Raw genomic sequence first — 25740 nt, forward strand, 5'->3', positions numbered from 1 at the left:
CATAATGACGGAGAATCGTGATGGATAAGAAAATCGGGTTTATCGGCTGCGGTAACATGGGCAAAGCCATCCTGGGTGGCCTGATCGCCAGCGGACAGGTGCTACCGGGTCAGATTTGGGTCTACACCCCATCACCGGACAACGTCGCCGCGTTACGCGATCGGTACGGGATCAACGCAGCCGAAAGCGCCCAGGAAGTGGCTCAGGTAGCCGATATTGTCTTTGGCGCCGTCAAGCCGAACATCATGATCAAAGTGCTGAGCGACATCACCACCAGCCTGAATAAAGAGACGCTGGTCGTATCGATTGCCGCGGGCGTCACGCTCGATCAGCTGGCGCGCGCGCTGGGTCATGACCGTAAAATCGTACGCGCTATGCCGAATACCCCGTCACTGGTCAACGCCGGCATGACCTCCGTCACGCCTAACGCGCTGGTGACGTCGGAAGACGTGGCGGATGTCCTGAACATCTTCCGCTGCTTCGGTGAAGCGGAAGTCATTGCCGAATCCATGATCCATCCGGTAGTGGGAGTGAGCGGTTCAGCGCCTGCGTATGTCTTTATGTTTTTAGAAGCGATGGCCGACGCCGCGGTGCTTGGCGGTATGCCACGAGCGCAGGCGTATAAATTCGCTGCACAGGCCGTGATGGGCTCTGCCAAAATGGTGCTGGAGACCGGTAAGCATCCGGGTGAACTGAAAGATATGGTCTGCTCGCCTGGCGGAACCACTATTGAGGCGGTGCGGGTGCTGGAAGAGCGCGGCTTCCGTTCGGCCGTTATTGAAGCGATGACAAAATGCATGGAAAAATCAGAGAAACTGAGTAAATCCTGATTATCTGAGCCGGACGTCAGGCGGCCACCTCGGTGCGGCCGCGTCCGGCATTTTTGGCCTTATACAGCGCCACATCGGCCGCTTTTAACCACTCCCGATAGTGCCCGAACTGCGGTCCCCAGGGCGCGACACCGACGCTAATACGCAGAGATTCCTTGGGCGCACACGGTAACGACAGCGTTTCCAGCCTCTCATGCACGCGTGACATCACGGCGATGGCACTGTCAGCCGCCGTCCGGGACATGATCACCGCAAACTCATCCCCGCCAAAACGGCCTATCGCATCCCCGGAACGCACCGTTAGCTGCAGTTGCCGCGTCAGGGCAATGATCGCTTCATCACCCACATCGTGGCCCCAGGTGTCATTGATATTCTTAAAATGATCGATATCGATAAGCAAAATCGTGGCGGTGCAGTGGTTGCGGCGACAGTGTTCAAATTCATTTCTCAGCAGCACTTCCCAGTGCCGGCGATTAAAGACGCCGGTCATGCCGTCGCGGGTACTCATCAGCTCCAGCCGCCGTTTATGCTCTGCAAGCCTGATGGCAGTACGATGGCTGAGCCAGGCAAAAAGCATCGGATACAACACCAGCACGGGAAGCGTTAAGCCCCATGCCAGAGGCTCCGGGTTAAAGACAGCCACCCGGCCCACGACGGGGAGCGTCACCAGGGAAGACAGAAGGGTTAACATGATGCCGGTAAAAAACAGCCGACAGCCGCCGGACCCCATCATGTTCATTCCCACCATCATCAGCAGCGCTGCCGTAGGTAGCGCATTGATCCCCATCATGCCGATCCAAAGCCCGGCAATAATGGCATCAATCTTCAGATTAAAGCGTTCCTGCTGATGAGGAGAAGCAGCACGGCAGGACCACTGCCAGGCGAAATGGGGCCAGACAAATGCCCACCCCACCAGGAACAACCACCAGACGCCGGATACAGAAAAGGTGACCAGCACGCCAGAGAGGGGGAAGAACATCGCTGCCAGTCCGACAACACGCGCCAGCCGAGCTCGCCGGGCAAACGGGATCCCGGTACGGTGGGGGTCATCCTGAGAAAGGGTCATATTCCACTCTTCCCGAATGCGCTTTATATTGTAATAAGATTCATCATTCATCATTTTTGGGAATATTCTGAAATATTTCCCAAATTATAGAGAGGGGGCTTACGGGGAAAGTATGAAATTTCGGGTGAGCCGCCGGGGCCACTCACCCGATAGGACTACACGTTTTTCTTCAGACAGGCACTCATGAACTTGCTGCGATCGTCGCCTTTCAGGGACTGTTCGGTCGCTTTCGCATTACACTCGCGCATTTTTTGCTGCTGCGGCGTCAGGCTTTTCTCACCCGGTTTCGCGGCACCGTTTTTGAGGCAACCGCTCATGTAGGTCTTACGGGCATCACCCTTCAGGCTCTGCGCGGTCGCCTGTTGATTACAGGTGGTCATGCGTTGCTGCTGCGGCGTTAATGTTTTCTCTTCCGCGTTCGCCGATGAGATCAGAAACAGACCCGAGAGCAGAGTAACCAGTAATGTTGTTTTCATTGCACCATCCTTTTGTGAACATTCACTGTAAGTCTGGTTCGTGACAGGAAAAAAACCACCCGGCAGATGTGATTTCCGCCGGGCTTTTATTATTTCAGCCCCAAAGCCGCTTTCATGGTGTAGAACAGATCCGTTTGATCGGTCAGCCCTACCACGTTTGCCGCATGCGGACCGTATGCTGCGATGCGCAGCTGGGTTCCGGTATGCTCCATGGACTCTTCTTCAGAGTTGCCATAGCTCAACACCATCACCGCGCCGTCTTTGGTGTTCAGCGCCTGCGTCAGGCCCGGTGCTTTGGTATCCGCAGGGATGATCTGGCTGGCGTGCGCATGGTCTGCGGTAACGACCACCAGGGTGTTGCCGTCTTTCTTCGCAAACTCAAGTGCCTTCTGCACTGCTTCGTCCAGATCGACCGTCTCCCCAATCTGACCGCACGGGTTAGCCGCATGATCCTGTTTATCGATCGACGCGCCTTCCACCTGCAGGAAGAAGCCCTTTTCACTCTTGCTCAGCAGTGAGATCGCTTTATCGGTCATCGCCGCCAGCGTCGGGATGCTGTCGGTACGTTTTGGGTTTGGCGTACAGGTTACGGCAGGCTTATCAATGTTGCCGTGGTAGGACGCTTTTGGCCCTTCCCAGCGCACCGGCATATTGCCATCGGAGAAAAGACCCAGCAGCGGTTTATCCTGGCTTGCTTCGGTAATCGCCGCCAGAGAAGATGCATCGCTCACCAGCTGATAGCCGCGAGCCTGCGCCTGCTCACGCAGCGTTTTGCCTTGCCATTCGCCCGCCGTGGCGGTTTCCGCGAAGGTTTTCGCCCCGCCGCCCAGCGTCACGTCAGGACGTGCGTTCAACAGTTGTTCCGTAATCGAGCCTTTGCCGCCCTTTTCCAGCGCGTTAGTCGGGCATTTTTCGCTGGTCACCGACGGGCCGTAGCATTTACGCGAGGTGACATGCGCCACCAGCGCCGCTGGCGTTGCATCCTGAAGTTCAGCCGTAGAGACGTTGCCGGTAGCCAGTCCCGCCGCTTTAGCCATCTCCAGAATGGTCTGGTGATCTTTTTCGTGAATATCTACACCCAGCGCACCATTATAGGTTTTCACACCGGTGGACCACGCCGTGGCAGAGGCAGCAGAATCCGTCACGTAATCGGGTTTACCGGTTTTTTTATCCAGCGCGTAATGGGTATATTGTCCGGTGAGAGGCAGTGCGTCGATACCTTTAAAAAAGCCGCCCGCGCCTTCGGCATAATTTCGTGCTGCCGTTATTTCGGAATCGCCCATCCCGTCGCCAATCAGCAGAATAATGTTTTTAGCGGGTTTCTCATTCAGCGAAGCGCGAATGGCGGCGGTTTGATCTTCAGTCAACCGGCGCGCGCCGCCAGTCTGGGTGATATCCCCTTTGGCCGCACGATTATCCAGCACGCTGGTATTGTGATTGTCGGCATAAATAGCGGGTGACATTAACAGGGGAAGTAATGCGATGAAAAGTGCGCTCTGTTTCAATTTATTTTCTCCATGTACAAATACATAAAAAATAAAACAGAGCGACTATAGGCATCCTGCATGACAATTCTATGACACGCCGTCAGGTTCCGTTATGGTTTAGTTGCGAGGATGCCTTAACAGCTTTTTTACGTACTGGCGGAGCATTTCAGCATCCTCAACCGGCACCTGGGAATCGGGTCTGACGCTTTCCAGCGCGCCTTCAACGTTCTCAATCAACGTCTGTTGTTCGTTTTTCGCCATTTGTCGCAGCAGCGCGGTGACCACAATTTCCAGCGCTTCGACCTGGGCGACCAACTCTTTTGACTCTTCTTCCTTTTGTGCAAGCTTGACCAACAACTCAGCAATGAGATTTTTCATGGTGCTATTTCCTTATCCGTTTTGTCTGAACTTAGCATTCTGAATCCATTATGCAAAGAGAAGAAATTTATTATGTTATGCAAAAGTGATGCGGCAGGAAAAATAGATTCCTCGCGGTTTTCAGCGAAACGTTTTTCTATAAAAAACGCCGCATTTAGTTATATAAAAATGCGGCGACCATAAGAATATATAATACATCCACGAAACGACTATCGCGCCGACTTCGCCTCTGCCATTTGTCTGCGGCGACGCAGTGCAATAGCCAGTTGAATTATATTTATCAGCACCACAATAGCGGTAGCAGCAAATACCCAACGGAAACCGGCCATTGCCGAAACAGCGGCTCCCATAAGCGGACCGGCAACGTTACCTAAATACATAAACGACTGGTTATAGCCAAAAATACGGCCCGTTACCTGGTCACTGGAATATTTCACCAGCAATGTTTGCACCGCGGGTAACATCGCACCATCTGCAAAGCCCAGCAGAAACCGCAGCACGCCAAGCTGAAACGGAGAAGTGACAAACGACATTGCGAAAAAGAGCACCACCGCAAAAATCAGCGTGGCCATCAGGATACGCGCCGTGCCGATCCTGTCGCCCAGTTTTCCAAGGCGTGGCGCCGAAATGAGGGCTGATACGCCCGGGACGGCGGCAATCATCCCGCTGAGGAAAGCAATATTATTGCTGTCTGGCTCCATCGACTTAATAAACAGCGCCAGAATCGGGCCGACCGAACCGTTGCAAAGCTGGATCACCATGGTGGTCACAAACAGGCTGATCATCAGGCCCGGATAGGGCAGCGAGGCGAAGACGGCCTTGCCGCTCAGGCGTTCAGCTTTGCTGATGACGGGGCGTCCTCCCTCTTTAATGAGGAAGAGCGTGACCAGAAAACTGACCACCAGCAGGATGGCCGTAATGATAAACACCGCGCGCAACCCCACATGATCGGCGAGGAAGCCCCCTAGCAGCGGGCCGCCAATGACCCCGCTTATCTGAGCAGTAGAGAGCGTACTCAGCGCCCAGCCGCTGCGTTCACGGGGCACCTGCGACGCCACCAGCGCCATGGCATTCGGAATATACCCGGACGTCAGCCCCATCACCGCTCGCAGGAAAAAGAGCTGCCATACGTTAGTGGCAAAGGCCTGCAGCAGAATGGCTATCGCCATCCCCAGCGATGCGCGCAGCAGCATCAGCTTGCGCCCTTTGCGGTCGGCCAGACTGCCCCACATCGGCGAGACGATGGCAGAGACCAGAAACGTGACGCTGAACGTCAGACCTGACCACATGGAGAGCGCTTCATGGGAGGTAACGCCCAGCTGCGACACGTACAGCGGCAGGAAGGGCAATATCTGGCTGATGGCCAGCCCGGTAAAGAAGCACCCGAACCAGACCGAGATGAGATTAACTTTCCAGGATTCCATAAAAGAAATAGTCTTCATTTTTAGGCGAATTCGCCGACAGATTAGCAAGTTACGCGTTATGACGTCGCACCAGAGATGCGCCCTTGCCGACTTTGGTGTTTTATCTTCCCAGTCATCATATTTGTGAAATAAGTCACAAACCATCCATTTTCTGACGGAATATTATGCTTCAGCGGCAGAGACCAAAACCGCGCATCCCCAGGTGAAAGTGGCTGGCATGGGCAGCGTTATACTCTGGCCCCAGGCTGTTGCCGTAATAGCTGCAGCTCGCCGCCAGCATGCCTTTCAGCCATGGCTGCGTTTTGGTCGCCTTCCAGCCGTTTTGTACCGTGACCTTCTCACCGTTCGCCAGCCCAAACGCCGTGATATCCAGTGCCTCTGCCGTGGCATGTTCACTGCGTCGCGCGTCGGGGCGATGGTAAATGTTGCGGCAGGCAAAGCTGCCGAGATGCTCAATACGCGTCAGCTCACTTCCCGTATAGCTTCTGGTGAGTGGCCGGGCCTGCTGGCTGATAAACAAGGCAGAACTGAGCGCCAGCGGGCAGCTCGCAAGGAAACTGCTGTTCAGGCTGACCGGACCGAAGTTACGTACCCGGACGACGTTACGGAGTGGACACTCCCCACCGCTGTCTGCGACCGGTTGTGTGCGGATAAGCGCGCGTTGATTGGCCTGTGATAACAGGCTCGTGCACGCCTGGGGCGTTAAGTTCCGAAGCTTATACTGGGTAATGCGGCCTGGCGGGTCGTCGAGATGTAGCGGCGTGAAAGGGTTGTAGTAAGACGGCAACCAGCGATACCCCACCGTTGCGACAGCCGCAATAATGAAAACGGTCAGCAGAGTTTTTCCTTTCACGCTCCCCCCTTAACATTCCCCAAAACATTATGGCAGAAGGCCGCGAAACCCGCTGGGCATCGTGGTATGTTATTGGTTTTTCGTCAGACTGGAAGAGAGTGAGATGGCAAAGCAGCGCGTAGGTATTGTCTTTGGGGGAAAATCAGCGGAGCACGAGGTTTCATTGCAATCGGCCAAAAATATCGTCGATGCAATCGATAAAAGCCGTTTCGACGTGGTGCTGCTGGGCATAGATAAACAGGGGCAGTGGCATGTCAACGATGCCAGCCAGTATCTGTTAAATGCTGACGATCCGGCGCATATCGCCCTCAATCCTTCTGCAATCAGCGTCGCGACCGTACCCGGCGTGGTGCAAGGGCAACTCATCGACGCCGGTAATGCGCAGTCTCTTGCCCAGATTGACGTGGTCTTCCCTATCGTTCATGGCACCCTTGGCGAAGATGGTTCGCTGCAGGGGATGCTGCGCATGGCCAACCTGCCGTTTGTCGGTTCTGATGTGCTGGGTTCCGCTGCCTGCATGGATAAAGACGTCACCAAGCGCCTGCTGCGTGATGCGGGGCTGAATATTGCGCCGTTTGTCACCCTCACCCGCGCCAACCGTGACCAACACAGCTTCGCTCAGATTTCCGGTCAACTGGGCCTGCCGCTGTTTGTGAAACCCGCAAACCAGGGTTCTTCCGTCGGGGTCAGCAAGGTGACAAGCGAAGCGCAGTTCACGCAAGCGGTCAGCCTGGCGTTTGAGTTTGACCATAAAGTGGTGGTTGAGCAGGGCATCAAAGGCCGCGAAATTGAGTGCGCCGTGCTGGGCAACGATTTCCCACAGGCAAGCACCTGCGGTGAAGTGGTGTTAAACAGTGATTTCTACTCTTACGACACCAAATACATTGATGATAAAGGCGCCCAGGTTGTTGTGCCTGCGAATATCGATCCGGCAATCAACGATAAGATCCGCGCGATCGCGATTAACGCTTATCAGACGCTCGGCTGCAGCGGCATGGCGCGCGTGGATGTGTTCCTGACGCCTGAAAACGAGGTGGTGATTAATGAAATCAACACTCTGCCGGGCTTCACCAACATCAGCATGTATCCCAAGCTGTGGCAGGCCAGCGGGCTTAGCTACTCAGCACTCATCACCCGCCTGATTGAACTGGCGCTGGAGCGTCATGCTGCGGACAGCGCCGTGAAAAGCTCCGTAAACGGTTAATCGGGAGTTTTCGCCGTTTCCGTCTCATCCGCTGTCGTCTCTTCAGGACGACGGCGGATAATCATCCCCGCCAGCCAGAAGCTGATAACCCAGGTCACCAGACCCACGGCATACGTTTGCCACCCTTTTGCTTCAAATCCCAACAGCCCCACGACACCGTTAAGAATAAAGATCAGCCCGATAGCAAAGGCGTAGTAATGCCAGTCACGGCGTAGTTTGGAAGTGAGCTTCATGACAAACTCCGGCAGGAAAAAAAGATATCCTCTCACAGATTTATGACGAGGTCTGTGGCTGATGCGGAAATTCTGAAACATGCTGTTGTTTCAATTAAGTTAAGAAATTGTGATGCGCTGCAGAATTCGACAATCCAGGAGAATTCCTTAGGGTAAATTAACACGATTCTGATATTGACAAATGCTATGACCTGTCAAACTCACCTTGTAAGACGCATATAAAACAGCGTGATTTATCGGGAGGTCGTGATGGCTGACTTTACATTGTCGAAACCGATTTTTGGCGGTAAACAACCAAAAACCTCCACGGCGGGTAATATCGCTTATGCCCTGTTTGTCTTGTTCTGTTTCTGGGCGGGTTCGCAGCTACTCAATATGCTGGTTCATGCACCAGGAGTCTATGAACACCTGATGCAGGTGCAGGATAACGGACGCCCGCGAGTGGAAATTGGTTTTGGCGTAAGCACCCTGTTTGGCCTCATTCCTTTCCTCGCAGGGTGTATGATTTTAGGCGTTGTGGCATTAGTACTGCGTTTTCGCCGTCGCTTTTAAAGCCCCATACAGCGAGCCCGGCGGTCATCCACGCGTTTTGCGAACCAGGCGGTTGTCAGGTTACGCGTGATCTTCGGGCTTTCCAGCTGAATACCCGGCAGGATTGCCTTCGGTAACGTTTTCCCACTTTTCTGTTCTGCAAGCGTAAAGACTTTCTTGTAGAGATCGGTTTTCTCAAACGCCAGACTATCGCCTTTCTCAAGCTGATGGCGAATGTCGCTGTCACTCATGCCAAGTCTGTTCGATAATTTCCGCACCGCCCGCTCCGTGGTGCCAGCCTCGCTGCTGCCATAGGCAATAAGATCGCCATCCAGTGCCAGCTTCACGCCGCTCGCGCGGCTGACCGCATTCTGAAATGCCGCGTTACGACTGGCATACCAGCCCGCGTTAAAGTCCGCAAAGCGGTACAGCGGCTCACTGTAATTCGCCGGATAGTTCAGCAGATGATAAGTGCCGAACCACAGGCCGCCACGCAGGGAGAAGACCTCCTGACGCACCGTACCGTCGATTTTCCACGGGTAGCCGTCGGTATGCTTTTCCGCAAAGGCAATGCTGACCTGCATCGGCCCGCCGGTGTGTACCGGGTTAAGTGAACCAAACAGTGTCTGCCCCATCGGCACCATGCTGATGAAATCATCAAAGATGGCGCTGAGCTGTTTCTCGGTTTTTACCGTGTCCAGCCGTTCGCTGTAGCTTTTTCCATTTGGCGAGGTGATCTTAAACGCGGTATGCACGAGAAATACCGGGATATGCATCGATTCCGCACGGCGGTCGATCTCTTTCCAGGCTATTTTGTTCAGACCCGGCACGACCGGGTCTGACTGGTACATTGATTCCTGCTGCGCCACCGCCAGTACCGAGCAGATGTTCTCCTCGGTAGGAGCAATCTTCTGGCTTTCAAAGGTTTTTGCCAGCGCATCCGCCCATGCATTGCGATCTTTCACGCTGGCGGGCATTTTTTGCCGCACAACGCTTGCCACATCAACAGGCTTCTCCCCTTCTTTAAGCGGGGCAGCCCCTTTTTCGGCACACCCTACCAGCACCAGAGCGGCCAGTAAGGACAACGGTAACGCACGCGGTACGGCAAAGGTCATAGCAACTCCCTGTATTAGCTAAATGTATTGGTGACTTCCTGCAGTTCCTGGCCGTCCAGCTCACGCTCAAAGCTGCGTAAACGTTTATAGATGGACATCAGTTCCACCAGCGTGGTCCAGGAGCTGATCAGATACTGGAATGAGCCACGCACCTGACCAAAAACGTTTGTTATCTGGGTCATCAGACCGAGCGTAATCGTACCCGCAACGATGGACGGGAACAGCAGGAACAAACCGAAAACGTTATCGACCTGCAGATACAAAATGCGCGCAATATTGAAATACATATAGTGGAAGTAGAGACGGAAGTAGTTGCGACGCACGGCACCAAACAGCTCACGTACGGTTGGTGGCGAGGCACGATTAGCATCATCTTCACCGTAGACCAGCTCTTTACGATAAGCCGCTTCCACGCGTTGATTTTTAAACTCCAGCCCCGGCAGCTTAATCCCGACCACCGCCAGCAGCCCTGTCCCCATCAGAGACCAGACAATCGCCGCAATCACCAGCCCATACGGCAGATGACCGACAAGAGGCAGATCCGGCACGTGAGCCGAGAGCGTCACCAGCACCGGCAGGAAGGCAATCAGCGTCATGATGGCGTTGATAAAGCTGACGCCCATGTCTTCAAGGGTGGAGGCAAAACGCATGGTGTCTTCCTGCACACGCTGTGCTGCACCTTCAATATGACGCAGGTGTTGCCAGTGCGCCATATAGTGTTCGTTCATCGCGGTACGCCAGCGGAAAACGTAGTGGCTGACGAAGAAGTTGTTCATCACCCCGATCACCACCGCAATCAACGCGATACCGAGGAAAATGCCCACCTCATGGTAAAACTGATTAATGGTTACCTTATGCGGCGAACTCAGCGCGGTCTGGATAAGGTCGTAGAACGGGGCATACCAGGCGTTTACTGCCACCCCCACTTCCACCAGGAACCAGGTCACAAAGATAATCAGCGAGGTTCCCAGAATCGACCAGTATTGCCAGCGGTGCGGCGCATAGACAAACCAGAACAGGGCGAACAGGCCAACGCATACCATGTAGTAGGCGTAAAACAGCAGATAGCTAAGCGACCAGAAGCGAGCGGCGCTGATCGGGACGTCACCCGTTGCGCCCGTAATGCGGGCCAGCCACGCCCCGCCGCCAGCCTGCCAGAAAATGACAGCGATCAGTGCCCAAATAAATGCCGACAGGAAAAAAGGCCCCGGCTTTGGGAAAAAAGACTTAAACATAATGCTTCCTTCTTGTTGTTATGGCTGTTGCTGTGCTCAACACATCACCACACGAAAATCTCGCCTGAGCCAGACGGCGCAGGCAAAAAGGTCAGACCCGAGGGTTAATTATTAGTTCGCTTTCCAGTTTTCGAGAATTGTTTCGGTGCGTTTCACCGCGAGAGGATTGGCCGGCGCAATAAAGTCACGCCAGACGTCGTTGTAATGATTAATCAGAATGGGCGCGTCGGCTGCCGGACGATTAGCCGTGGTATGGGCATCTTCCGCCACGGTAATGTGATAGCCACGGCTGACCCCGTTCTTGATGGTCGCATCGACACAGTAATCGGTGGCACAGCCGCAGATGACAAACTCGCGAATACCTTGCTCGCGTAACACCGCTTCAAGTGCGGTGTTATAAAATGCATCGCAGGCAGTCTTGGTGACGTAAAGCGCGTCAGCGGGCTGATGGAGTTCAGGCAGCAGCGCAAACCCTTCGCTCCCCTCTTCCAGACCGCCTTCACCGGTATGCTGAATAAAAATCACCCGTTCGGCGGCCTGCGTGAGCTGATTGATAAGCGAAACACATTTCTCGCGCTGGTAACGCGGCGTTGCAAACACCCCTTGCTGCATATCGACAACCATAACCACACGCTTCACTGACATATCGTTCTCCGCAAGATTGAGTGACACTGGCCTCTATCATACGGCCGATGTCACAAAATGGGAGACTGGTCGCCAGGAAATTATGCTTATTTACCCATGGTTACGTTTTTCTCGCTATCGTTATGCAATTCGGGGCATTGCACCGTGCGCTTTAGTAGTATAAATACCCATTACTTTTCTCATTCAATTCATGGATGCTTTTCGTTGAAACGTTGTCTGCTCTCTTTTGCCGCGCTGTGTGCGGTGAGCTTCTCCACCGCCCAGGCAGCTCAGCCGCTGACGGCCCCCGTTTTGGCTTCAGATATTGCCGATCGCTACGCGAACCTTATCTATTACGGCAGTGGCGCGACCGGGATGGCGATGGTGGTCATCGACGGCAACCAGCGCGTATTTCGCAGCTTTGGCGAAACGCGACCGGGAAATAACGTTCACCCGCAGCTGGATTCCGTGATCCGCATTGCGTCCTTAACCAAGCTGATGACCAGCGAAATGCTGGTGAAATTACTCGATCAGGGCGTGGTCAAGCTCGACGATCCGCTCAGCAAATATGCGCCGCCAGGCGCACGCGTTCCAACCTATCAGGGCACGCCCATCACGCTGGTAAACCTTGCCACCCATACCAGCGCGCTGCCTCGCGAACAACCCGGCGGCGCGGCGCACCGTGACGTGTTTGTCTGGCCAACGCGCGAACAGCGCTGGAACTACCTGAGCACCGCCACGCTGAAATCGGCCCCGGGTTCCCAGGCATCTTACTCAAACCTGGCGTTTGACCTGCTGGCAGATGCGCTCTCGACGGCAGCAGGCAAACCTTACCCGCAGCTCTTTGAAGAGCAGATAACGCGACCGCTCGGCATGAAGGACACCACCTTTACCCCTTCTCCGGATCAGTGCCGACGCCTGATGGTGGCAGAGAAAGGCGCTAGTCCGTGTAATAACACCCTGGCAGCCATCGGCAGTGGCGGGGTCTATTCAACGCCAGGCGACATGATGCGCTGGATGCAGCAGTTCCTCTCATCAGATTTCTATGCGCGCAGTCACCAGGCCGATCGCATGCAGACCCTGATTTACCAGCGTAGCCAGTTGCACCGCGTGATCGGCATGGACGTACCGGGTAAAGCCGACGCGCTGGGCATGGGCTGGGTCTATATGGCACCCAAAAATGGCCGACCGGGCATTATTCAGAAAACCGGTGGCGGCGGTGGATTCATCACCTATATGGCGATGATCCCGCAGTCCAACGTGGGCGCGTTTGTGGTCGTCACCCGCTCTCCAAATACGCGTTTCGTCAATATGAGCGATGGCATCAATAACCTGGTGGCTGAGCTGAGCGCCAATAAAGCCCAGGTGCTCACCGCCTCCATCCAGCCTTAATATTCCGTGGGCAAACGGTTGATGCTGACCAGTTTGCCCCGGCTCATATTGATGTAGTTGCCTTGTCGCAAAGCAGCGAGCACTTCGGCAACGACAGAGCGTGAAATACGCGTGCTTTGCTGTATATGATTCATCACACCAATTTTTGAACGCAGCGTTTCATCCCACTCGGCCATATTCAGCAGCATTGCGCGGATCTGGTGATAGGAGTTATTTCCCACCAGTTGCCTGTCGCGTTTGCCCAGAATGTAATTTATCCAGGATAACCAGCAAAACGCGTCTTTCCAGAGCGAATGCTGTTGAATGAGTTGACGGGTGGTCGCCGCGGGCAAATAAAAACCGGTACAGGCCGTTTTGGCAGTGACTCTGTATTCCTGACTGTGATTGATCACTACGGCAGACAGGCCAAAAATAAAAGGGGCTGACGCAATGCCAACCAGCAGATCGTCTGAATGACGATAAACTTCAATAACGCCGGTCTGGAATACGTAGGTACAAGGCTCACTCCCCTTGCCCGAGGTAATTAATTGCTGTGGAGCAGATTTAAACGGGGTACTGGCTGCTATCAAACATGCTTCGAGCCGGCTTAATTCAGAAAGTGGTTTCGCATTAACGTTCATGCAGACCTCAAGACATCCGTATTTGTCGGTTCACTATTATTTTTTATTGTCATCTATAAAAAAGCGGGGGCTTATCCCCCGCTTTTATTTATTACCAGGTATATTTCACACCCAGATTTGCGCCCCAGTTCTGGTCAACGTCACCGCCGCCCAGATAAGTGGCATCAGTGTAAGCACTGAAGTTCTTCGTAAAGCTAAACTGGGTACCCAGACCAACCCGCACTGCGGAGCCTTTCACGCCATTATCAATGCTGTCACCGTTAACATCGGCATCGTTACCAGCGTCGTCATAGACATAAGCGAGTTTGAAGTAAGGCGTAAGCGCCTGGTCACCGCCGTAGTTAAAGGTGTAACCGGCATCCACACCCGCTTCGTAACGCAGGCTGTCATAGGATTGACTATCCATGCGCATGTCGTTGCTGAGGCGATAGTCATCACCGGACTGGAACAGACCCGACACGGCCGCGTATGGCGTCACATAACCAGAGAGGTTTGGTTTCCAGTCATAGCCCAGTTTCAACCCAAAACCAACGGCGTCGGTGGTGGTGTTACCGTCAACATACTGACCATTGCTCATGGTCGCGGAGAGATCGTTGTTGAATCGGGTGTAGCTCAGGGAACTGTCGATGAACAGATCGTTCGCAAACTTCGCGGACGCGTACATCATTGCCGTCTGGCTGTCCTGATCCACCTGACCGGTGCGATCGCTGATATCGCCTTTGGCGAAACCTGCCGCACCACCGACGATCCACTTCGCATTATTACCGTCAATCAGGGTATCCAGACCAACCATGATACCGCTCACGTCCTGATCGTAGCTGATAACGCCATTATCGCCGTCGAAGTTGCCGCCAACGTAGCTTACCCATGCCCCGCCGTTATCCGCCAGGCCATGACGGCTGTTGGTCAGACGCGCACTAACTGCATCCTGCTGCAGATTCCAGATGTTGGTGTTGGCAGACGGGATGCTCAGCGCCATGTTGGCATAATCGGTCAGCGCTTGCTGTTGCAGAACAACAGTGTCGCCTTTCTGCTGCGCCTGATAAGTATATGCCCCTAAATCGGCTTTATTTGCCGCAGTGAAGCTGGCGCGGGTCTCCGTGTTGTTGTCATAAACACGGATAATCTCCTGGCCTTTATAGTCAGCAACAGAGCCGGCGCCGGAGGCGTTGTCGATACGCACGGCGTAATTCCCTGCCACGTCACCATTCACGGCCAGATGGCCGTCAGCGTTGAGTGCCACAACGCCGTAGTCGTAATCGGCTTTGCTCATATCGTTGGTGATATAGCGGGCGTTGTTCAGATCGCTGTTCAACACGTAATCACGGCTGGCCACGTTCAGCACGCCGCCATCCGTTAACACCATATTGTGCGTATCCACCTGGCCGAGGCCGAGAGACAGCTCCGCACCGTTGTCCACGGTAATGGTATTGGCATACAGCTCCGCGGTTTCCTCTGTCAGGGCCGCACGGCTGTCGCTGTCCAGATAGAGGCTGTCAGTTGCTACGGCACCCTTGTCACCGATGTTCAGAGATGAAGCATTGGACAGGGTGATGGAATCAGCCAGCAGGCCCGAGTTTTCAACATTGACCTGCGAATGATTATTCACCGTCAGCGTGTCGATGTTAGAGAGCTTACGGGTATCCCACTCAGAGCCGTTATCCAGCGTGACGTTGAACAGACCGCTCTGATAGACCGCTTCACCCGCGACATGTCCACTATTGTCGAACGTGGAATCCGGCCAGATGCTATCTGGAGAGAGGGTGCGCCAGTCAACGTCACTGTAGCCCAGGCCATACATCTGCGCGGTGCCGATGGCCTCAACGCTGGACTGCGCTGCGCCGACCCATTTGCTGCCATTGGTCAGCGTGACGTCCAGCTTATCGGTGTCATCCCAGCCGTTGGTGGTTGGGTTGTATATACCGTCAGCCGTCGTATCGGTTGCCGGATCGCCGTTCGGGTAGAAGTTGTTATCGAAGGTACTGGAGAACAGGATATCGCCGGTGATCGTGGAGTGATCGAACGTGGCGGTGGTCTGCATCGCGTTGTCAGACGCGCTGGCAGCAACAATCAGCGCCGCGTCGTCAGCCGCAGTGGCATTGGTTTCACCGTAATCACTCGGCTTCGCGGTTTGACCATAGAACCCGCTGGTGCCCAGGTCACTGTATGCGCCAGAGGTCAGCACCGAGTCTTTCACCAGCAGCGTGTCGGTAAAGACATTGCTGCTGTTCGCCACACCTTCCACCCCGTCATACGGGGTATTATCCCGTTCCTGATACCCCTGAGTCAGGGTAATGCCGGCGATGTGAGAGTTATTCTGAATAACAATATCCGATTCCACATCCAGGGTAATTGCATTACCCAGCGCATAGGTGTCCAGATAGTGCGTTTCCGTATTTTCCCCGTTCACAACGTCATACGCATAATGCTCGTAAGTATCATTGATCGTGGAGTTATCGACGGTCAGGCTAAAACGGTCGTATTGAGAATGGGTTGTGCCGTCCGTATCCACGCCATCAGCACATGACGCGGTCATGCATTCTGAAGTGATCATGCCATTAATGGTGCTGTTGGAAATGCTCAGCGCATTCGCCCGACCATTGATACCATCATCCAAATAATAGGTTGATATAACACCATTCACGGTGGATTTATTAATCACCGGATAAATATCACCATCGTGCGTCGCATCAGAGTAATCCCAGTCAGCGTAACCATAATACCAGGGTGCAGCTGCCGTATTATCATATCCGAAGGTATTATATGTCGTACCAGAAATATCCTTCGCATTGGCCTGAGAAGCGATAGCCAGGGTGCAGGCTAATGCAAGTTGTGATACAACCAGTTTCTTTTTCCATGTTTGCATTGGGTCATCCCTCCTCAGGGACGTAAGCAAGTTTGTCCATCTAACGATTTTGCAATACTTAATTGCGGAGGGAATTATGCATTTTCAATCTGAAAAGGTTCAATGAATCATTCCATTAAGTCCGCATTCAGACAAACAACATGAAAATAATGCAGTAGCGATGCAATGCCATCAACAATCATTATAAAACAGGCAGTTAAAACACCCTCTTATAAAGATAAAAAATATAATAAAAATAAATAGATCATTTTCAATGATATATTTATTTCATCATAGAAATAAAACCAATATTTCGTGAACAATTAACGCCAGTGGAAAGGCGTATATTATTGATCGCGTGACGCGTTGGCATCGGGATTTCCCCCTCGACAAAATGCCCACTTTGGTAAAACACCTTCTTTCACTTTGAGGTACACTAACCCTCTTTGTTCCACAAACCTCAGGCATACCATGACCGATTTAATTGCTCGTCCCCGTCGCCTGCGCAAGTCACCCGCACTACGCGCTATGTTTGAAGAGACAACACTGACCTTAAACGATCTGGTGTTACCGATTTTTGTCGAAGAAGAGATTGACGACTACAAGGCCATCGAAGCCATGCCTGGCGTGATGCGCATTCCTGAAAAACATCTGGCGCGTGAAATTGAACGTATCGCCAATGCAGGGATCCGCTCGGTGATGACCTTCGGCATCTCCCATCATACCGACGCCACCGGCAGCGATGCCTGGAAAGAGGACGGTCTGGTCGCCCGTATGTCGCGCATTTGCAAAGAGACCGTGCCGGAAATGGTCGTGATGTCCGACACCTGTTTCTGCGAATACACCTCTCACGGCCACTGCGGCGTGCTGTGCGATCACGGTGTGGATAACGATGCTACCCTGCTGAATCTTGGTAAGCAGGCGGTGGTTGCTGCCGCTGCGGGTGCTGATTTCATCGCGCCATCGGCTGCGATGGACGGGCAGGTGCAGGCTATCCGCCAGGCGCTGGATGCTGCCGGTTTTACCGACACGGCCATCATGTCCTACTCCACCAAATTCGCCTCCTCTTTCTACGGCCCGTTCCGTGAAGCAGCCGGTACGGCGCTGAAAGGCGATCGTAAAACGTATCAGATGAACCCGCTCAACCGTCGGGAAGCTATCCGTGAATCCCTGCTCGATGAAGCCCAGGGCGCAGACGCCCTGATGGTGAAACCGGCGGGAGCCTATCTCGACATCCTGCGTGATATTCGCGAACGCACCTCGCTGCCGCTGGGCGCGTACCAGGTCAGCGGCGAGTATGCGATGATCAAATTCGCCGCCATGGCGGGTGCGATCGATGAAGAGAAAGTGATCCTGGAAAGCCTGGGTGCGATCAAACGCGCGGGTGCGGATCTGATCTTCAGCTACTTTGCGCTGGATCTGGCTGAGAAGAAAATTCTGCGCTAAGGCGCAACGGTGCCGGGGGGCGGTTTCGCCTGACCCGGCCTGCTCTCCCTGCCTCACGAAACTTCACCAAACTGCAATACAACCGACATCTCCCCCTTCTACTGTCATCGCAAGACGGCAGGAGGAGTGATCATGTTTAGTCTCGATAGCGTTCTCGATGACCTTTGGCCTCAGGCGAGGCCGGCACCCTGGCAAAAAAGTCTGTTAAAAAGGCTGTTTTACGAAGAAGAATTCCAGCAATTTGCCGCAGCACACCGCCACCTGAAAGGACTGGATATGGTGGAGCAAGTTCTGGAGCACCTTGATATTCTCTGCACCGTTTCCGCCCGCGATCTCGAACAAATCCCCGAACATGGCCCTCTGGTTATCATTGCCAACCACCCGACAGGTACTCTGGACGGGCTGGCGCTGATGTACGCCGTCTCACGCGTACGACGCGATGTCAAAGTCGTGACCAACCGGATGCTGACCCACCTGGAGCCGCTAAGCTCGCTGTTTATCCCGGTCGATAATATGGGCGGCAGAACGGCAAAAACGTCGCTGGTACAGATGGAACAACATCTGCAAAACGCGGGCGTGCTGATCTTCTTCCCGGCGGGTGAAGTTTCCCGGCCGACGCGAAAAGGCATTCGCGATAAAAAATGGCACTCGGGATTTATCAAACTCGCCACCAAACTGCGCGCCCCGCTGCTGCCGGTACATATTCAGGCGCACAACAGCCTCCTCTTTTATGCCAGCACGCTGGTGTCGCCGACGTTATCCATGCTGCTGCTGATGCAGCAGATGTTCCGCCGTCGCCATAGCCAGCTGCCGATTACAATCGGTCAGCAGATTGCCTGGAGTGACTGGTATAGCGCCACCCTTTCGTCGCGTGAGATGGCCGAAAAGTGCCGACAGCACGTGATACGTCTTGGCAAGGGAGTGCCTGGCGTCTTTAAAACCCAGTGCGCCATTGCCCGTCCGGAAGACCGGGCTACGCTAAAACGCGAGCTGGCGCAGGCTGAATGTCTGGGCAAAACCGGCGATGGAAAATCCATCTATCTCTGGCAGCGTAACGGCCAGGAAGAGGCGCCACTGCTACGCGAACTGGGCCGCCTGCGTGAAATTGCTTTTCGCGCGGTGGAAGAAGGGAGCGGTAAACGCCGGGACACTGACAGCTACGATGATGATTATCTGCATCTGATCTTATGGGACGATGAGGATCTGGAGATTGTCGGCGCGTATCGCTTTATGCCCACCGCCAGACAAGTGGAGCGTCGGGGGCCGGAAGGACTGTACAGCTACAGCCTGTTCCACTACGACGACAAAATGCAGGATGTGCTGGAGCACGGCATTGAGCTCGGGCGCAGCTTTATTCAGCCGCGCTACTGGGGACGCCGAGGTCTGGACTATCTGTGGTCAGGCATTGGTGCCTATCTGGCGCGTTATCCCCACTACCGCTATCTGTTTGGTCCGGTCTCGATATCCGGCGGCTTACCGCCTGCCGCGCGGGATCTGCTGGTGGCGTTTTACCGCCTCTGGTTCCCGGCAAGCCATCCGCTCGCGGCGTCACGCCAGCCCTACCCGGCATCGCTTCCGGACGTGCTGGCGCAGTTTGGCGGCGTGGATTATGTCGACGATCTGACGAAGCTGAAATCCCTGCTCGGCAATCTGGGCTGCGGCATTCCGCCGCTCTACAAGCAGTATTCCGAGCTGTGCGAACCGGGTGGCGTACAGTTTATTGATTTCGGAAGCGACCCGGCATTCAACAACTGCGTTGACGGCCTGGTGCTGGTGGATTTGTGTTATCTGAAGGCGAACCGCTATCAGCGCTATATTGAGGCGCATTTGTAACCCTGCTTTCCCCTCTCCCGTCGGGAGAGGGTCAGGTGAAGGCATCAGCCCGCACGGTAAAACGGTTTATCCCCTAAAATCGTCGCCCGCTGCATAATCCGACGCTGCGGCAGATAATCCGCGTTCGCATAGTGTTGCGTCACGCGATTGTCCCAGATCGCCAGATCGTTCTCCTGCCAGCGCCAGCGCACCTGAAATTCCGGCCTGGTGATATGGGCAAACAGGAAGCTTAGCAGCGCATCGCTCTCTTTTTCCGTCACGTCTACGATCCGCGTCGTAAAGCCTTCGTTTACAAATAACGCCTGCTTACCGGTCACCGGGTGCGTACGCACCACCGGATGCAGCAGCGGCGGATGTTTCGCGACCGCGTCCTGCCAGCGCAGATGTTCCTCTTCGCTTTTCCGGTACTTGTACTCCTGGAAGGATTTTTTGAAGTCATGTTCGGCCCGCAACCCGCTCAGCAGCGTCCGGAACGGCACGGACAGCGCCTCGAAGGCGGCGATACCGCTGGCCCACAGCGTATCTCCACCGGTGTCCGGCAACAGCTTCGCCGCCAGTATCGCCCCGGCAGGTGGCGTTTCGATAAACGTCACGTCGGTGTGCCAGTTGTCGTTGTCCGGCGGATTATCGTTATGGGTATCCAGCACGATGATCTCCTCCACGCCTTCCGCATGGGGATAGACCGGGTGAATATGCAGATCGCCGAAGCGCAGGGCCAGCGCACGCTGCTGCTGCGGGGTGATCGCCTGTTCGCGCAGGAACACCACCTGATGGCGCAGCACCGCGTGGTACAACTGCTCGAACTGGTTATCGCTCAGTGGACGGGTCACGTCCAGGCCGGAGACCTGCGCACCAATATATGGCCCCAGCGGGGTGATGGTCAGACGTTCACTCATTGTATTTCTCCATGCCAGGGCGTCAGACGTCGCTGTAGCGCGCGCAACCCCAGTTCTAATCCAAAGGCGATCACGGCGATCACCGCGATCCCTGCCAGCACGACGTCAGTCGCCAGAAACTCTCCCGCCGACTGCACCATAAACCCTAATCCGCGCGTGGCGGCGATCAGCTCAGCCGCCACCAGCGTTGACCAGCCCACCCCGAGGCCAATGCGCAACCCGGTTAAAATCTCCGGCAGCGCGCCCGGTAAAATCACAAACAGCAGCACCTGAAGACGGCTGGCACCCAGCGACTGCGCCGCGCGGATACGCACCTGCTGTGCACTCTTCACCCCAGCCAATGCCGACATAGCAACCGGGGCAAAAATCGCCAGATAAATCAGCAAGATTTTCGAGGTTTCCCCGATGCCAAACCAGATCACCATCAGCGGCAGATAGGCCAGCGGTGGGACCGGACGGTAAAGCTCAATCAGCGGGTCGAGAATGCCGCGCACCGTAGGGCTCAGCCCCATCGCGATGCCCACCGGGATGCCAATCACTACCGCCGCCAGCAGCGCCACCAGAATACGCGCCAGACTGGCACCTAAATGCTGCCAGAGCGTGGCATCCATAAAACCCTGCGGCCCGGCGATAGTGATGAGTTTCGCCAGCACCTGTCCCGGTGGCGGAAGGAACAACGGGCTTACCCACTGTTGCGCTGCCACCGCCCACCAGACTGCGAGCAATACCAGCAACGTGCCCGCACTCAGCGTGATCTGGCGAGAGAACGGCCAGCGTAACGCGAGACGAGGGCGGCGCGTTTTCTCACTGAAGACAATGCTCATGAGAATGCCTCCCGTTGTTCAAATACGCGGCTTAAAACATATTCGCGCTGTTCAATAAACAGCGGATCGGATTTGATACTGCGGACCGGTTCACCGGCCACATAGCGACGGGCAAAGCTGAGCGGCAACCGCTCCAGCACACGACCCGGCCCCGGCGAAAGCAACACCAGTTCGGTCGCCATAAACACCGCCTCTTCGATATCGTGGGTAATCAGCAGTACCTGCTTGCCCGTTTCGTGCCACAGGCGCAAAAGCAGCGTTTGCATCTGCTCACGGGTAAAGGCGTCCAGCGCACCAAACGGCTCATCCAGCAGCAACAGCTGTGGGTTTGCCGCCAGCGCGCGGGCAATCCCGACCCGTTGACGCTGGCCACCGGAAAGCTGCCAGATAAAACGTTTTTCAGCGCCCTCCAGCCCCACCTTTTTTAGCATCTCACGCGCGGTCGCCAGCCGTTGTTCACGGTGAAACCCGGCAAGCTGCAGGCCGAAGGCGACGTTTTCCTGCACGTTGCGCCACGGAAGCAGCCCTTCACTCTGAAAGACCACGCCGCGCTCTGCACCCGGACCCTCGACCCGTTTCCCTTCCAGCTGGATGGAACCATGCTGATACGGTACAAACCCGGCGATCAGATTCAGCAGCGTGGTTTTGCCGCACCCGGACGGCCCCAGCACGACCAGCAATTCACCGCTGTCCAGCGTCAGGTTGATCTCCTCCAGCACGGGTTTACCGCCGTAATCAGCAGACAGATTTGTAATATTCAGCATCGCTTCCCCCTTATTTCACAAAGCGATCGGTCACGTACTGGCTGTAATCTGTCGCCACCGCAGACACTTTGCCCTGCTCTTTCAGAAACGTAGCGGTATCGACAATCGCTTTATTGACCGGCCCATTGAGCTGCTGGACCTGTTGTGCAGGCGTGAGATAGGTATTGCCTTTCACCAGCCCCGGCACGTCCGCTTCCGGAACGCCGCTCAGGCGCGACAGTTTTTCCAGATTGCCCGTCTCTTTCAGCCACGCATCGGGGTTGCTGAGATAAGGCTGTTGGGCGTCAATGGCGCTTTTAGCAAACGCCTTCACAACGTCAGGGTGTTTCTCCGCGAAGTCTTTACGCACGACCCACACGTCAAGCGTCGGCGCGCCCCACTGCCCCACCTGTTCGGAATCGGTCAGCACGGTGCCGTCTTTTTCCAGCTCATTCACGGCAGGTGCCCAGACGTAAGCGCCGTCGATATCCCCACGCTGCCAGGCGGCAATAATTGCGGGTGGCTGCAGGTTGATGATCTGCACCTGGCCCGGCTTGATGCCCCAGTGTTTGAGTGCCGCCAGCAGGCTGTAATGGGTGGTGGAGATAAACGGCACGGCGATGCGCTTGCCAATCAGATCTTCCGGCCGGGTGATGTTTTTCTTCACGACCAGGGCTTCAGAGTTCCCGAGCTGTGACGCCAGCAGGAAAACCTCAACAGGCACCTGCTGGCTGGCAGCCACCGCCAGCGGACTGGAACCGATATTGCCAATCTGCACATCGCCGGACGCTAATGCGCGCACGACGGCCGCCCCGCTGTCGAATTTACGCCAGTCCACCTTCGCGCCGCTTTCTTTGGCGAAAGTGTTATCCGCCTGCGCAACTTTTGCCGGTTCCGCAGAGGTTTGATACGCGACGGTAACGTCTACCGCCTGTGCCTGAAATGCCCACAGCGCCAGCGCGCCGAGAAGTGTAATTCGCGATGAAATTGCCATTGTGACTGCTCCCCTTGTTGTTATGAGGGCAGTATTTCCGGCGCAGGAATTTTGATAAAGGAATAAAAAAGAATCGTTAATTCCGATTCGTTTTTAGAAAAAAAGTGGCAAAGGATAGTGAATTTTGTGGGGTTTATTCTGGCTCCCTCTCCCGACGGGAGAGGGATGAGGTGAATGCATCAGACGACACACGGCATCAGCGCTGCGCCTTTAGCTCTGCAATGTCTTTCGGCGTGGTCCGGCAACATCCTCCAATCAACTTCGCCCCGGCCGCCAGCCACTGGGATAAATAGCCCGCCAGCGTTTCGCAGGCTTCGCCATGGTGATGCCAGGTTTTGGTCACGGCGTCATAATGCTCCCCCGAATTCGGGTAGACCACCAGCGGCAGTGCGGTGAGGCTGTGAAGATGTTTCAGTGCCGCGGTGGTATTTTCCAGCGCGATACAGTTGATCCCCAGCGCCACAATTTGCGGATAGCGTTCCAGCGCAGAAATCACCTCGCGCAGCGGCGTGCCGTCGCTGAGGTGCTCGCTGTCACGCAGGGTAAACGAGAACCATCCCCGGGCCCGGGGATACTCGGCCAGAAGCGCCGCCAGCGCCTTGATTTCAGCAAAGGATGGCAGCGTTTCGCAGGCCAGCAGATCTGCCCCGGCATCCAGCAGCGCTTCCACGCGCGGGCGATGGAAATCGGTAAACGCTTCTGCGCTTCGCACGTAGTCACCGCGATACTCAGATCCATCCGCCAGGTATGCACCATACGGCCCAACCGATCCCGCGACCAGCAGCGTGCCTGCACGAGGGTTTTCCGCGAGATACGCTTCGCGCGCCTTACGCGCCAGCTCAACGCTTTTGCCAATCAGCGCACGGGATTGCGCCTCATCCAGGCCTCGTGCGGCAAACCCCGCAGGCGTGGCCTGATAGCTGGCGGTGATCGCCACCTGCGCCCCCGCCCGGTAGTAGTCCAGATGAACGTCGCGGATAAGATCCGGGTTTTCAACCAGCACTTTGGCAGACCACAGGCTGTCTGCAAGATTACAACCGCGCGCTTCCAGTTCCGTCGCCATCGCGCCATCCAGCACCACAAATGGCTGTTTTTCAAGGATGGCGGTAAGCGGATTATTCTGCGACATGTTCAGGCTCCTGCGATGTCATGTTTCGGGTCAGGTAGTAGGCACCATAACACAGGGCAACAAACGGAAGCCCGCAATAAAGGGCAATACGCTGACTCGGGTCAAATGCCAGACCAACACAGGCCACCACGCAGAGGATAAAGCCAAGCACCGGCACCAGCGGATACCACGGCGCGCGATACTGCAGAGCGGAAAGCGGCTGACCAGACTGAAGATGGCGACGACGGAAGACAAAATGCGACGCGCAGATGCTGATCCAGACCGCCACCACAGCAAAGCCTGAGATGGCGGACAGTGCGACAAACACCGTGTCCGGTGCCACCACGCTTGAGAACAGCGCCAGTACGCCGCCAAGCATTGAAACAGAAATCGCCGTCATGGGTACGCCGTTTTTATTAACGCGCGCAAAGCAACGCGGCAGCGTTTTTTCATTCGAGAGTGACCAGAGCATGCGGCCAGAAGCGTACAGGCCCGAGTTCGCCGCCGACAGGATGGCCGTCAGGATCACGAAGTTAAAAATATCAGCCGCGTACGGAATACCGACCTTTTCGAACACCAGTACAAACGGACTTTTTTCCACGCCCGCCTGATGCATCGGGATCAGCGCGGCCAGCACAAACACGGTACCAATAAAGAAGATGATCAGCCGGGCAATGGTGGTACGAATGGCAACCGGAATCACCTTGTGCGGGTTTTCCGTCTCACCCGCCGCGATACCGATAAGCTCTGTCCCGGAGAAGGCGAAGTTCACCGCGACCATGGTCATCAGGATTGGCAGGCCGCCGTGCGGGAACCAGCCTTCGGCGGTAAGGTTGGTTAAGCCCGGCGCGGGAGAACCGTCCTGCATCGGGATAAAGCCAAACACCGCAGCACCGCCAAGAATAATAAAGGCAATAATGGTGATGACTTTCACCAGCGAGAACCAGAACTCGCCTTCGGCAAAGAAGCGCGTGGAGATGACGTTAAGGCCGAAGATCACCACGCAGAACACCACGCACCACGTCCAGACGGGCACCTGCGGGAACCAGTACTGCATACAGAACCCGGCGGCGGTAAAGCTCGACCCGAGCGCCACCGTCCAGGTAAGCCAGTAAAGCCACGCCACGGTATAGCCTGTAGCCGGGCCAAGATAGCGGGCGGCATAGACGTGAAACGCGCCGGTTTCCGGCATCGCAACGGAAAGTTCGCCCAGACACTGCATCACCAGCCAGACCACCAGCGCGCCAATCAGGTACGCCAGCAGCGTTCCCGCGGCCCCGGTCGTTGAAATGATATAACCAGTATTGAAGAATAGCCCTGTCCCAATGACCCCACCCAGCGAGAGCATAATCAGGTGGCGTGTTTTCATGGTGCGCTTAAGCTGCCCATTTTCTTGTTGTGTTTGCATATTACCTTCTATACGTATGGACATCTAAACATCCAAAGAAGGTGTGTTATACCGCGATTGTTAAGAAAAAGCTAGACGACCAGACGTAATCGAGCGCGCCGCGCGCTGAGTCTGGGGTGGGTTGTGAGGATCACATACAGGAACGGACGCCAGGCCATAAGCACCTCCGCAAGCA

24 protein-coding genes are annotated in these 25740 nt (G+C 55.2%); 6 read left to right on the top strand and 18 right to left on the bottom strand.

All coding sequences use genetic code 11. The features are described 5' to 3' along the window. Window positions 1-20: 20 nt before the first annotated feature. Entirely contained in the window at window positions 21-830 is an 810-nt protein-coding gene (proC, locus tag L466_RS03525; protein WP_020885239.1) for a pyrroline-5-carboxylate reductase, read from the top strand. A gap of 16 nt (window positions 831-846) precedes the next feature. Here the strand turns inward: proC and adrA are convergent, their stop codons facing one another. From adrA to L466_RS03495, 6 genes are all read right to left on the bottom strand, one after another. Beyond that, complete coding sequence (gene adrA / locus L466_RS03520) at window positions 847-1950, bottom strand: diguanylate cyclase AdrA (protein ID WP_032681575.1); 1104 nt, start codon at window positions 1948-1950, stop codon at window positions 847-849. A 101-nt stretch (window positions 1951-2051) separates the two neighbouring features. Then, entirely contained in the window at window positions 2052-2372 is a 321-nt protein-coding gene (gene psiF, locus L466_RS03515; protein ID WP_014168820.1) for a phosphate starvation-inducible protein PsiF, read from the bottom strand. Window positions 2373-2461: 89 nt separating this feature from the next. Beyond that, window positions 2462-3877, bottom strand: a complete 1416-nt coding sequence (gene phoA, locus L466_RS03510) for an alkaline phosphatase (RefSeq protein ID WP_032681577.1) — start codon at window positions 3875-3877, stop codon at window positions 2462-2464. Between the two features lie 99 nt (window positions 3878-3976). Further along, complete coding sequence (iraP, locus tag L466_RS03505) at window positions 3977-4237, bottom strand: anti-adapter protein IraP (protein WP_014168818.1); 261 nt, start codon at window positions 4235-4237, stop codon at window positions 3977-3979. Between the two features lie 209 nt (window positions 4238-4446). After that, complete coding sequence (locus tag L466_RS03500) at window positions 4447-5661, bottom strand: multidrug efflux MFS transporter (protein WP_020885242.1); 1215 nt, start codon at window positions 5659-5661, stop codon at window positions 4447-4449. Between the two features lie 169 nt (window positions 5662-5830). Further along, complete coding sequence (locus L466_RS03495) at window positions 5831-6514, bottom strand: extensin-like domain-containing protein (protein WP_032681579.1); 684 nt, start codon at window positions 6512-6514, stop codon at window positions 5831-5833. Between the two features lie 103 nt (window positions 6515-6617). Here L466_RS03495 and ddlA point away from each other — a divergent pair, with 103 nt between their 5' ends. Beyond that, the gene (gene ddlA / locus L466_RS03490; protein WP_032681580.1) at window positions 6618-7718 is read left to right on the top strand and encodes a D-alanine--D-alanine ligase; all 1101 of its coding nucleotides are present in this window, start codon (window positions 6618-6620) and stop codon (window positions 7716-7718) included. On the opposite strand, the gene L466_RS03485 is transcribed toward ddlA, so the two are convergent. Beyond that, window positions 7715-7951 (bottom strand): DUF2754 family protein, encoded by a 237-nt coding sequence (locus tag L466_RS03485; protein WP_025205000.1) that lies wholly within the window; start codon window positions 7949-7951, stop codon window positions 7715-7717. The two genes, ddlA and L466_RS03485, sit on opposite strands and share 4 nt — an antisense overlap. Before the next feature lie 249 nt (window positions 7952-8200). On the opposite strand from L466_RS03485, the gene L466_RS03480 reads away from it, so the two are divergent. Next, a complete protein-coding gene (locus L466_RS03480; protein ID WP_020885246.1) occupies window positions 8201-8503 on the top strand; it encodes a DUF2755 family protein in 303 nt (100 codons plus the stop codon). Here L466_RS03480 and L466_RS03475 read toward each other — a convergent pair. From L466_RS03475 to L466_RS03465, 3 genes are all read right to left on the bottom strand, one after another. Next, window positions 8500-9597, bottom strand: coding sequence for a DUF1615 domain-containing protein (locus L466_RS03475; protein WP_032681581.1), 1098 nt, complete (start codon window positions 9595-9597; stop codon window positions 8500-8502). The genes L466_RS03480 and L466_RS03475 overlap by 4 nt on opposite strands. A gap of 14 nt (window positions 9598-9611) precedes the next feature. Next, window positions 9612-10832 carry a peptide antibiotic transporter SbmA gene (gene sbmA / locus L466_RS03470; protein ID WP_014168811.1) on the bottom strand — a complete coding sequence of 407 codons (1221 nt, stop codon included), beginning with the start codon at window positions 10830-10832 and terminating at the stop codon, window positions 9612-9614. Between the two features lie 111 nt (window positions 10833-10943). After that, on the bottom strand, window positions 10944-11477 hold the full coding sequence (locus L466_RS03465) for an isochorismatase family protein (protein WP_025205011.1): 534 nt from the start codon (window positions 11475-11477) through the stop codon (window positions 10944-10946). A 204-nt stretch (window positions 11478-11681) separates the two neighbouring features. Here L466_RS03465 and ampH point away from each other — a divergent pair, with 204 nt between their 5' ends. Continuing rightward, window positions 11682-12848 (top strand): D-alanyl-D-alanine-carboxypeptidase/endopeptidase AmpH, encoded by a 1167-nt coding sequence (gene ampH / locus L466_RS03460; RefSeq protein WP_020885249.1) that lies wholly within the window; start codon window positions 11682-11684, stop codon window positions 12846-12848. On the opposite strand, the gene L466_RS03455 is transcribed toward ampH, so the two are convergent. Together L466_RS03455 and L466_RS03450 are read right to left on the bottom strand one after the other, a co-directional pair. Continuing rightward, window positions 12845-13468, bottom strand: a complete 624-nt coding sequence (locus tag L466_RS03455; RefSeq protein WP_014168808.1) for a helix-turn-helix domain-containing protein — start codon at window positions 13466-13468, stop codon at window positions 12845-12847. The two genes, ampH and L466_RS03455, sit on opposite strands and share 4 nt — an antisense overlap. A gap of 91 nt (window positions 13469-13559) precedes the next feature. After that, window positions 13560-16334, bottom strand: coding sequence for an autotransporter outer membrane beta-barrel domain-containing protein (locus tag L466_RS03450; protein WP_032681582.1), 2775 nt, complete (start codon window positions 16332-16334; stop codon window positions 13560-13562). 450 nt (window positions 16335-16784) lie between these two features. Between L466_RS03450 and hemB the strand changes: the two genes are divergently transcribed. Together hemB and L466_RS03440 are read left to right on the top strand one after the other, a co-directional pair. Beyond that, the gene (gene hemB, locus L466_RS03445) at window positions 16785-17759 is read left to right on the top strand and encodes a porphobilinogen synthase (protein ID WP_020885251.1); all 975 of its coding nucleotides are present in this window, start codon (window positions 16785-16787) and stop codon (window positions 17757-17759) included. Window positions 17760-17891: 132 nt separating this feature from the next. Beyond that, entirely contained in the window at window positions 17892-19592 is a 1701-nt protein-coding gene (locus L466_RS03440; protein WP_020885252.1) for a bifunctional ornithine lipid synthase OlsF, read from the top strand. A 44-nt stretch (window positions 19593-19636) separates the two neighbouring features. Here the strand turns inward: L466_RS03440 and tauD are convergent, their stop codons facing one another. The 6 genes from tauD to mmuP form a co-directional block, all read right to left on the bottom strand. Continuing rightward, window positions 19637-20488, bottom strand: coding sequence for a taurine dioxygenase (gene tauD, locus L466_RS03435; RefSeq protein ID WP_014168804.1), 852 nt, complete (start codon window positions 20486-20488; stop codon window positions 19637-19639). Next, window positions 20485-21312: a taurine ABC transporter permease TauC gene (gene tauC, locus L466_RS03430; protein ID WP_014168802.1), complete on the bottom strand. Its 828-nt coding sequence runs from the start codon at window positions 21310-21312 to the stop codon at window positions 20485-20487. The genes tauD and tauC overlap by 4 nt, the downstream gene beginning before the upstream one ends. Continuing rightward, window positions 21309-22076 carry a taurine ABC transporter ATP-binding subunit gene (gene tauB / locus L466_RS03425; RefSeq protein ID WP_032681584.1) on the bottom strand — a complete coding sequence of 256 codons (768 nt, stop codon included), beginning with the start codon at window positions 22074-22076 and terminating at the stop codon, window positions 21309-21311. Before tauB ends, tauC begins: the two co-directional genes overlap by 4 nt. Before the next feature lie 10 nt (window positions 22077-22086). Then, on the bottom strand, window positions 22087-23049 hold the full coding sequence (gene tauA, locus L466_RS03420) for a taurine ABC transporter substrate-binding protein (protein WP_032681585.1): 963 nt from the start codon (window positions 23047-23049) through the stop codon (window positions 22087-22089). Between the two features lie 196 nt (window positions 23050-23245). After that, window positions 23246-24178: a homocysteine S-methyltransferase gene (gene mmuM / locus L466_RS03415; RefSeq protein ID WP_032681586.1), complete on the bottom strand. Its 933-nt coding sequence runs from the start codon at window positions 24176-24178 to the stop codon at window positions 23246-23248. After that, window positions 24165-25565, bottom strand: a complete 1401-nt coding sequence (mmuP, locus tag L466_RS03410; RefSeq protein WP_025205021.1) for an S-methylmethionine permease — start codon at window positions 25563-25565, stop codon at window positions 24165-24167. The genes mmuM and mmuP overlap by 14 nt, the downstream gene beginning before the upstream one ends. Window positions 25566-25740: the final 175 nt, after the last annotated feature.

The organism is Enterobacter sp. BIDMC 30, from assembly GCF_000534355.1.
Classification (GTDB): Bacteria; Pseudomonadota; Gammaproteobacteria; order Enterobacterales; family Enterobacteriaceae; genus Enterobacter; species Enterobacter ludwigii.

Coding starts and splice junctions, on each gene's coding strand:
- iraP (WP_014168818.1), bottom strand. CDS start 4,237: ATGAAAAATCTCATTGCTGAGTTGTTGGTCAAGCTTGCACAAAAGGAA.
- mmuM (WP_032681586.1), bottom strand. CDS start 24,178: ATGTCGCAGAATAATCCGCTTACCGCCATCCTTGAAAAACAGCCATTT.
- L466_RS03450 (WP_032681582.1), bottom strand. CDS start 16,334: ATGCAAACATGGAAAAAGAAACTGGTTGTATCACAACTTGCATTAGCC.
- sbmA (WP_014168811.1), bottom strand. CDS start 10,832: ATGTTTAAGTCTTTTTTCCCAAAGCCGGGGCCTTTTTTCCTGTCGGCA.
- L466_RS03440 (WP_020885252.1), top strand. CDS start 17,892: ATGTTTAGTCTCGATAGCGTTCTCGATGACCTTTGGCCTCAGGCGAGG.
- L466_RS03500 (WP_020885242.1), bottom strand. CDS start 5,661: ATGGAATCCTGGAAAGTTAATCTCATCTCGGTCTGGTTCGGGTGCTTC.
- proC (WP_020885239.1), top strand. CDS start 21: ATGGATAAGAAAATCGGGTTTATCGGCTGCGGTAACATGGGCAAAGCC.
- L466_RS03465 (WP_025205011.1), bottom strand. CDS start 11,477: ATGTCAGTGAAGCGTGTGGTTATGGTTGTCGATATGCAGCAAGGGGTG.
- L466_RS03485 (WP_025205000.1), bottom strand. CDS start 7,951: ATGAAGCTCACTTCCAAACTACGCCGTGACTGGCATTACTACGCCTTT.
- tauB (WP_032681584.1), bottom strand. CDS start 22,076: ATGCTGAATATTACAAATCTGTCTGCTGATTACGGCGGTAAACCCGTG.
- adrA (WP_032681575.1), bottom strand. CDS start 1,950: ATGATGAATGATGAATCTTATTACAATATAAAGCGCATTCGGGAAGAG.
- ddlA (WP_032681580.1), top strand. CDS start 6,618: ATGGCAAAGCAGCGCGTAGGTATTGTCTTTGGGGGAAAATCAGCGGAG.
- L466_RS03475 (WP_032681581.1), bottom strand. CDS start 9,597: ATGACCTTTGCCGTACCGCGTGCGTTACCGTTGTCCTTACTGGCCGCT.
- L466_RS03480 (WP_020885246.1), top strand. CDS start 8,201: ATGGCTGACTTTACATTGTCGAAACCGATTTTTGGCGGTAAACAACCA.
- mmuP (WP_025205021.1), bottom strand. CDS start 25,565: ATGCAAACACAACAAGAAAATGGGCAGCTTAAGCGCACCATGAAAACA.
- L466_RS03455 (WP_014168808.1), bottom strand. CDS start 13,468: ATGAACGTTAATGCGAAACCACTTTCTGAATTAAGCCGGCTCGAAGCA.
- tauA (WP_032681585.1), bottom strand. CDS start 23,049: ATGGCAATTTCATCGCGAATTACACTTCTCGGCGCGCTGGCGCTGTGG.
- psiF (WP_014168820.1), bottom strand. CDS start 2,372: ATGAAAACAACATTACTGGTTACTCTGCTCTCGGGTCTGTTTCTGATC.
- tauC (WP_014168802.1), bottom strand. CDS start 21,312: ATGAGCATTGTCTTCAGTGAGAAAACGCGCCGCCCTCGTCTCGCGTTA.
- hemB (WP_020885251.1), top strand. CDS start 16,785: ATGACCGATTTAATTGCTCGTCCCCGTCGCCTGCGCAAGTCACCCGCA.
- tauD (WP_014168804.1), bottom strand. CDS start 20,488: ATGAGTGAACGTCTGACCATCACCCCGCTGGGGCCATATATTGGTGCG.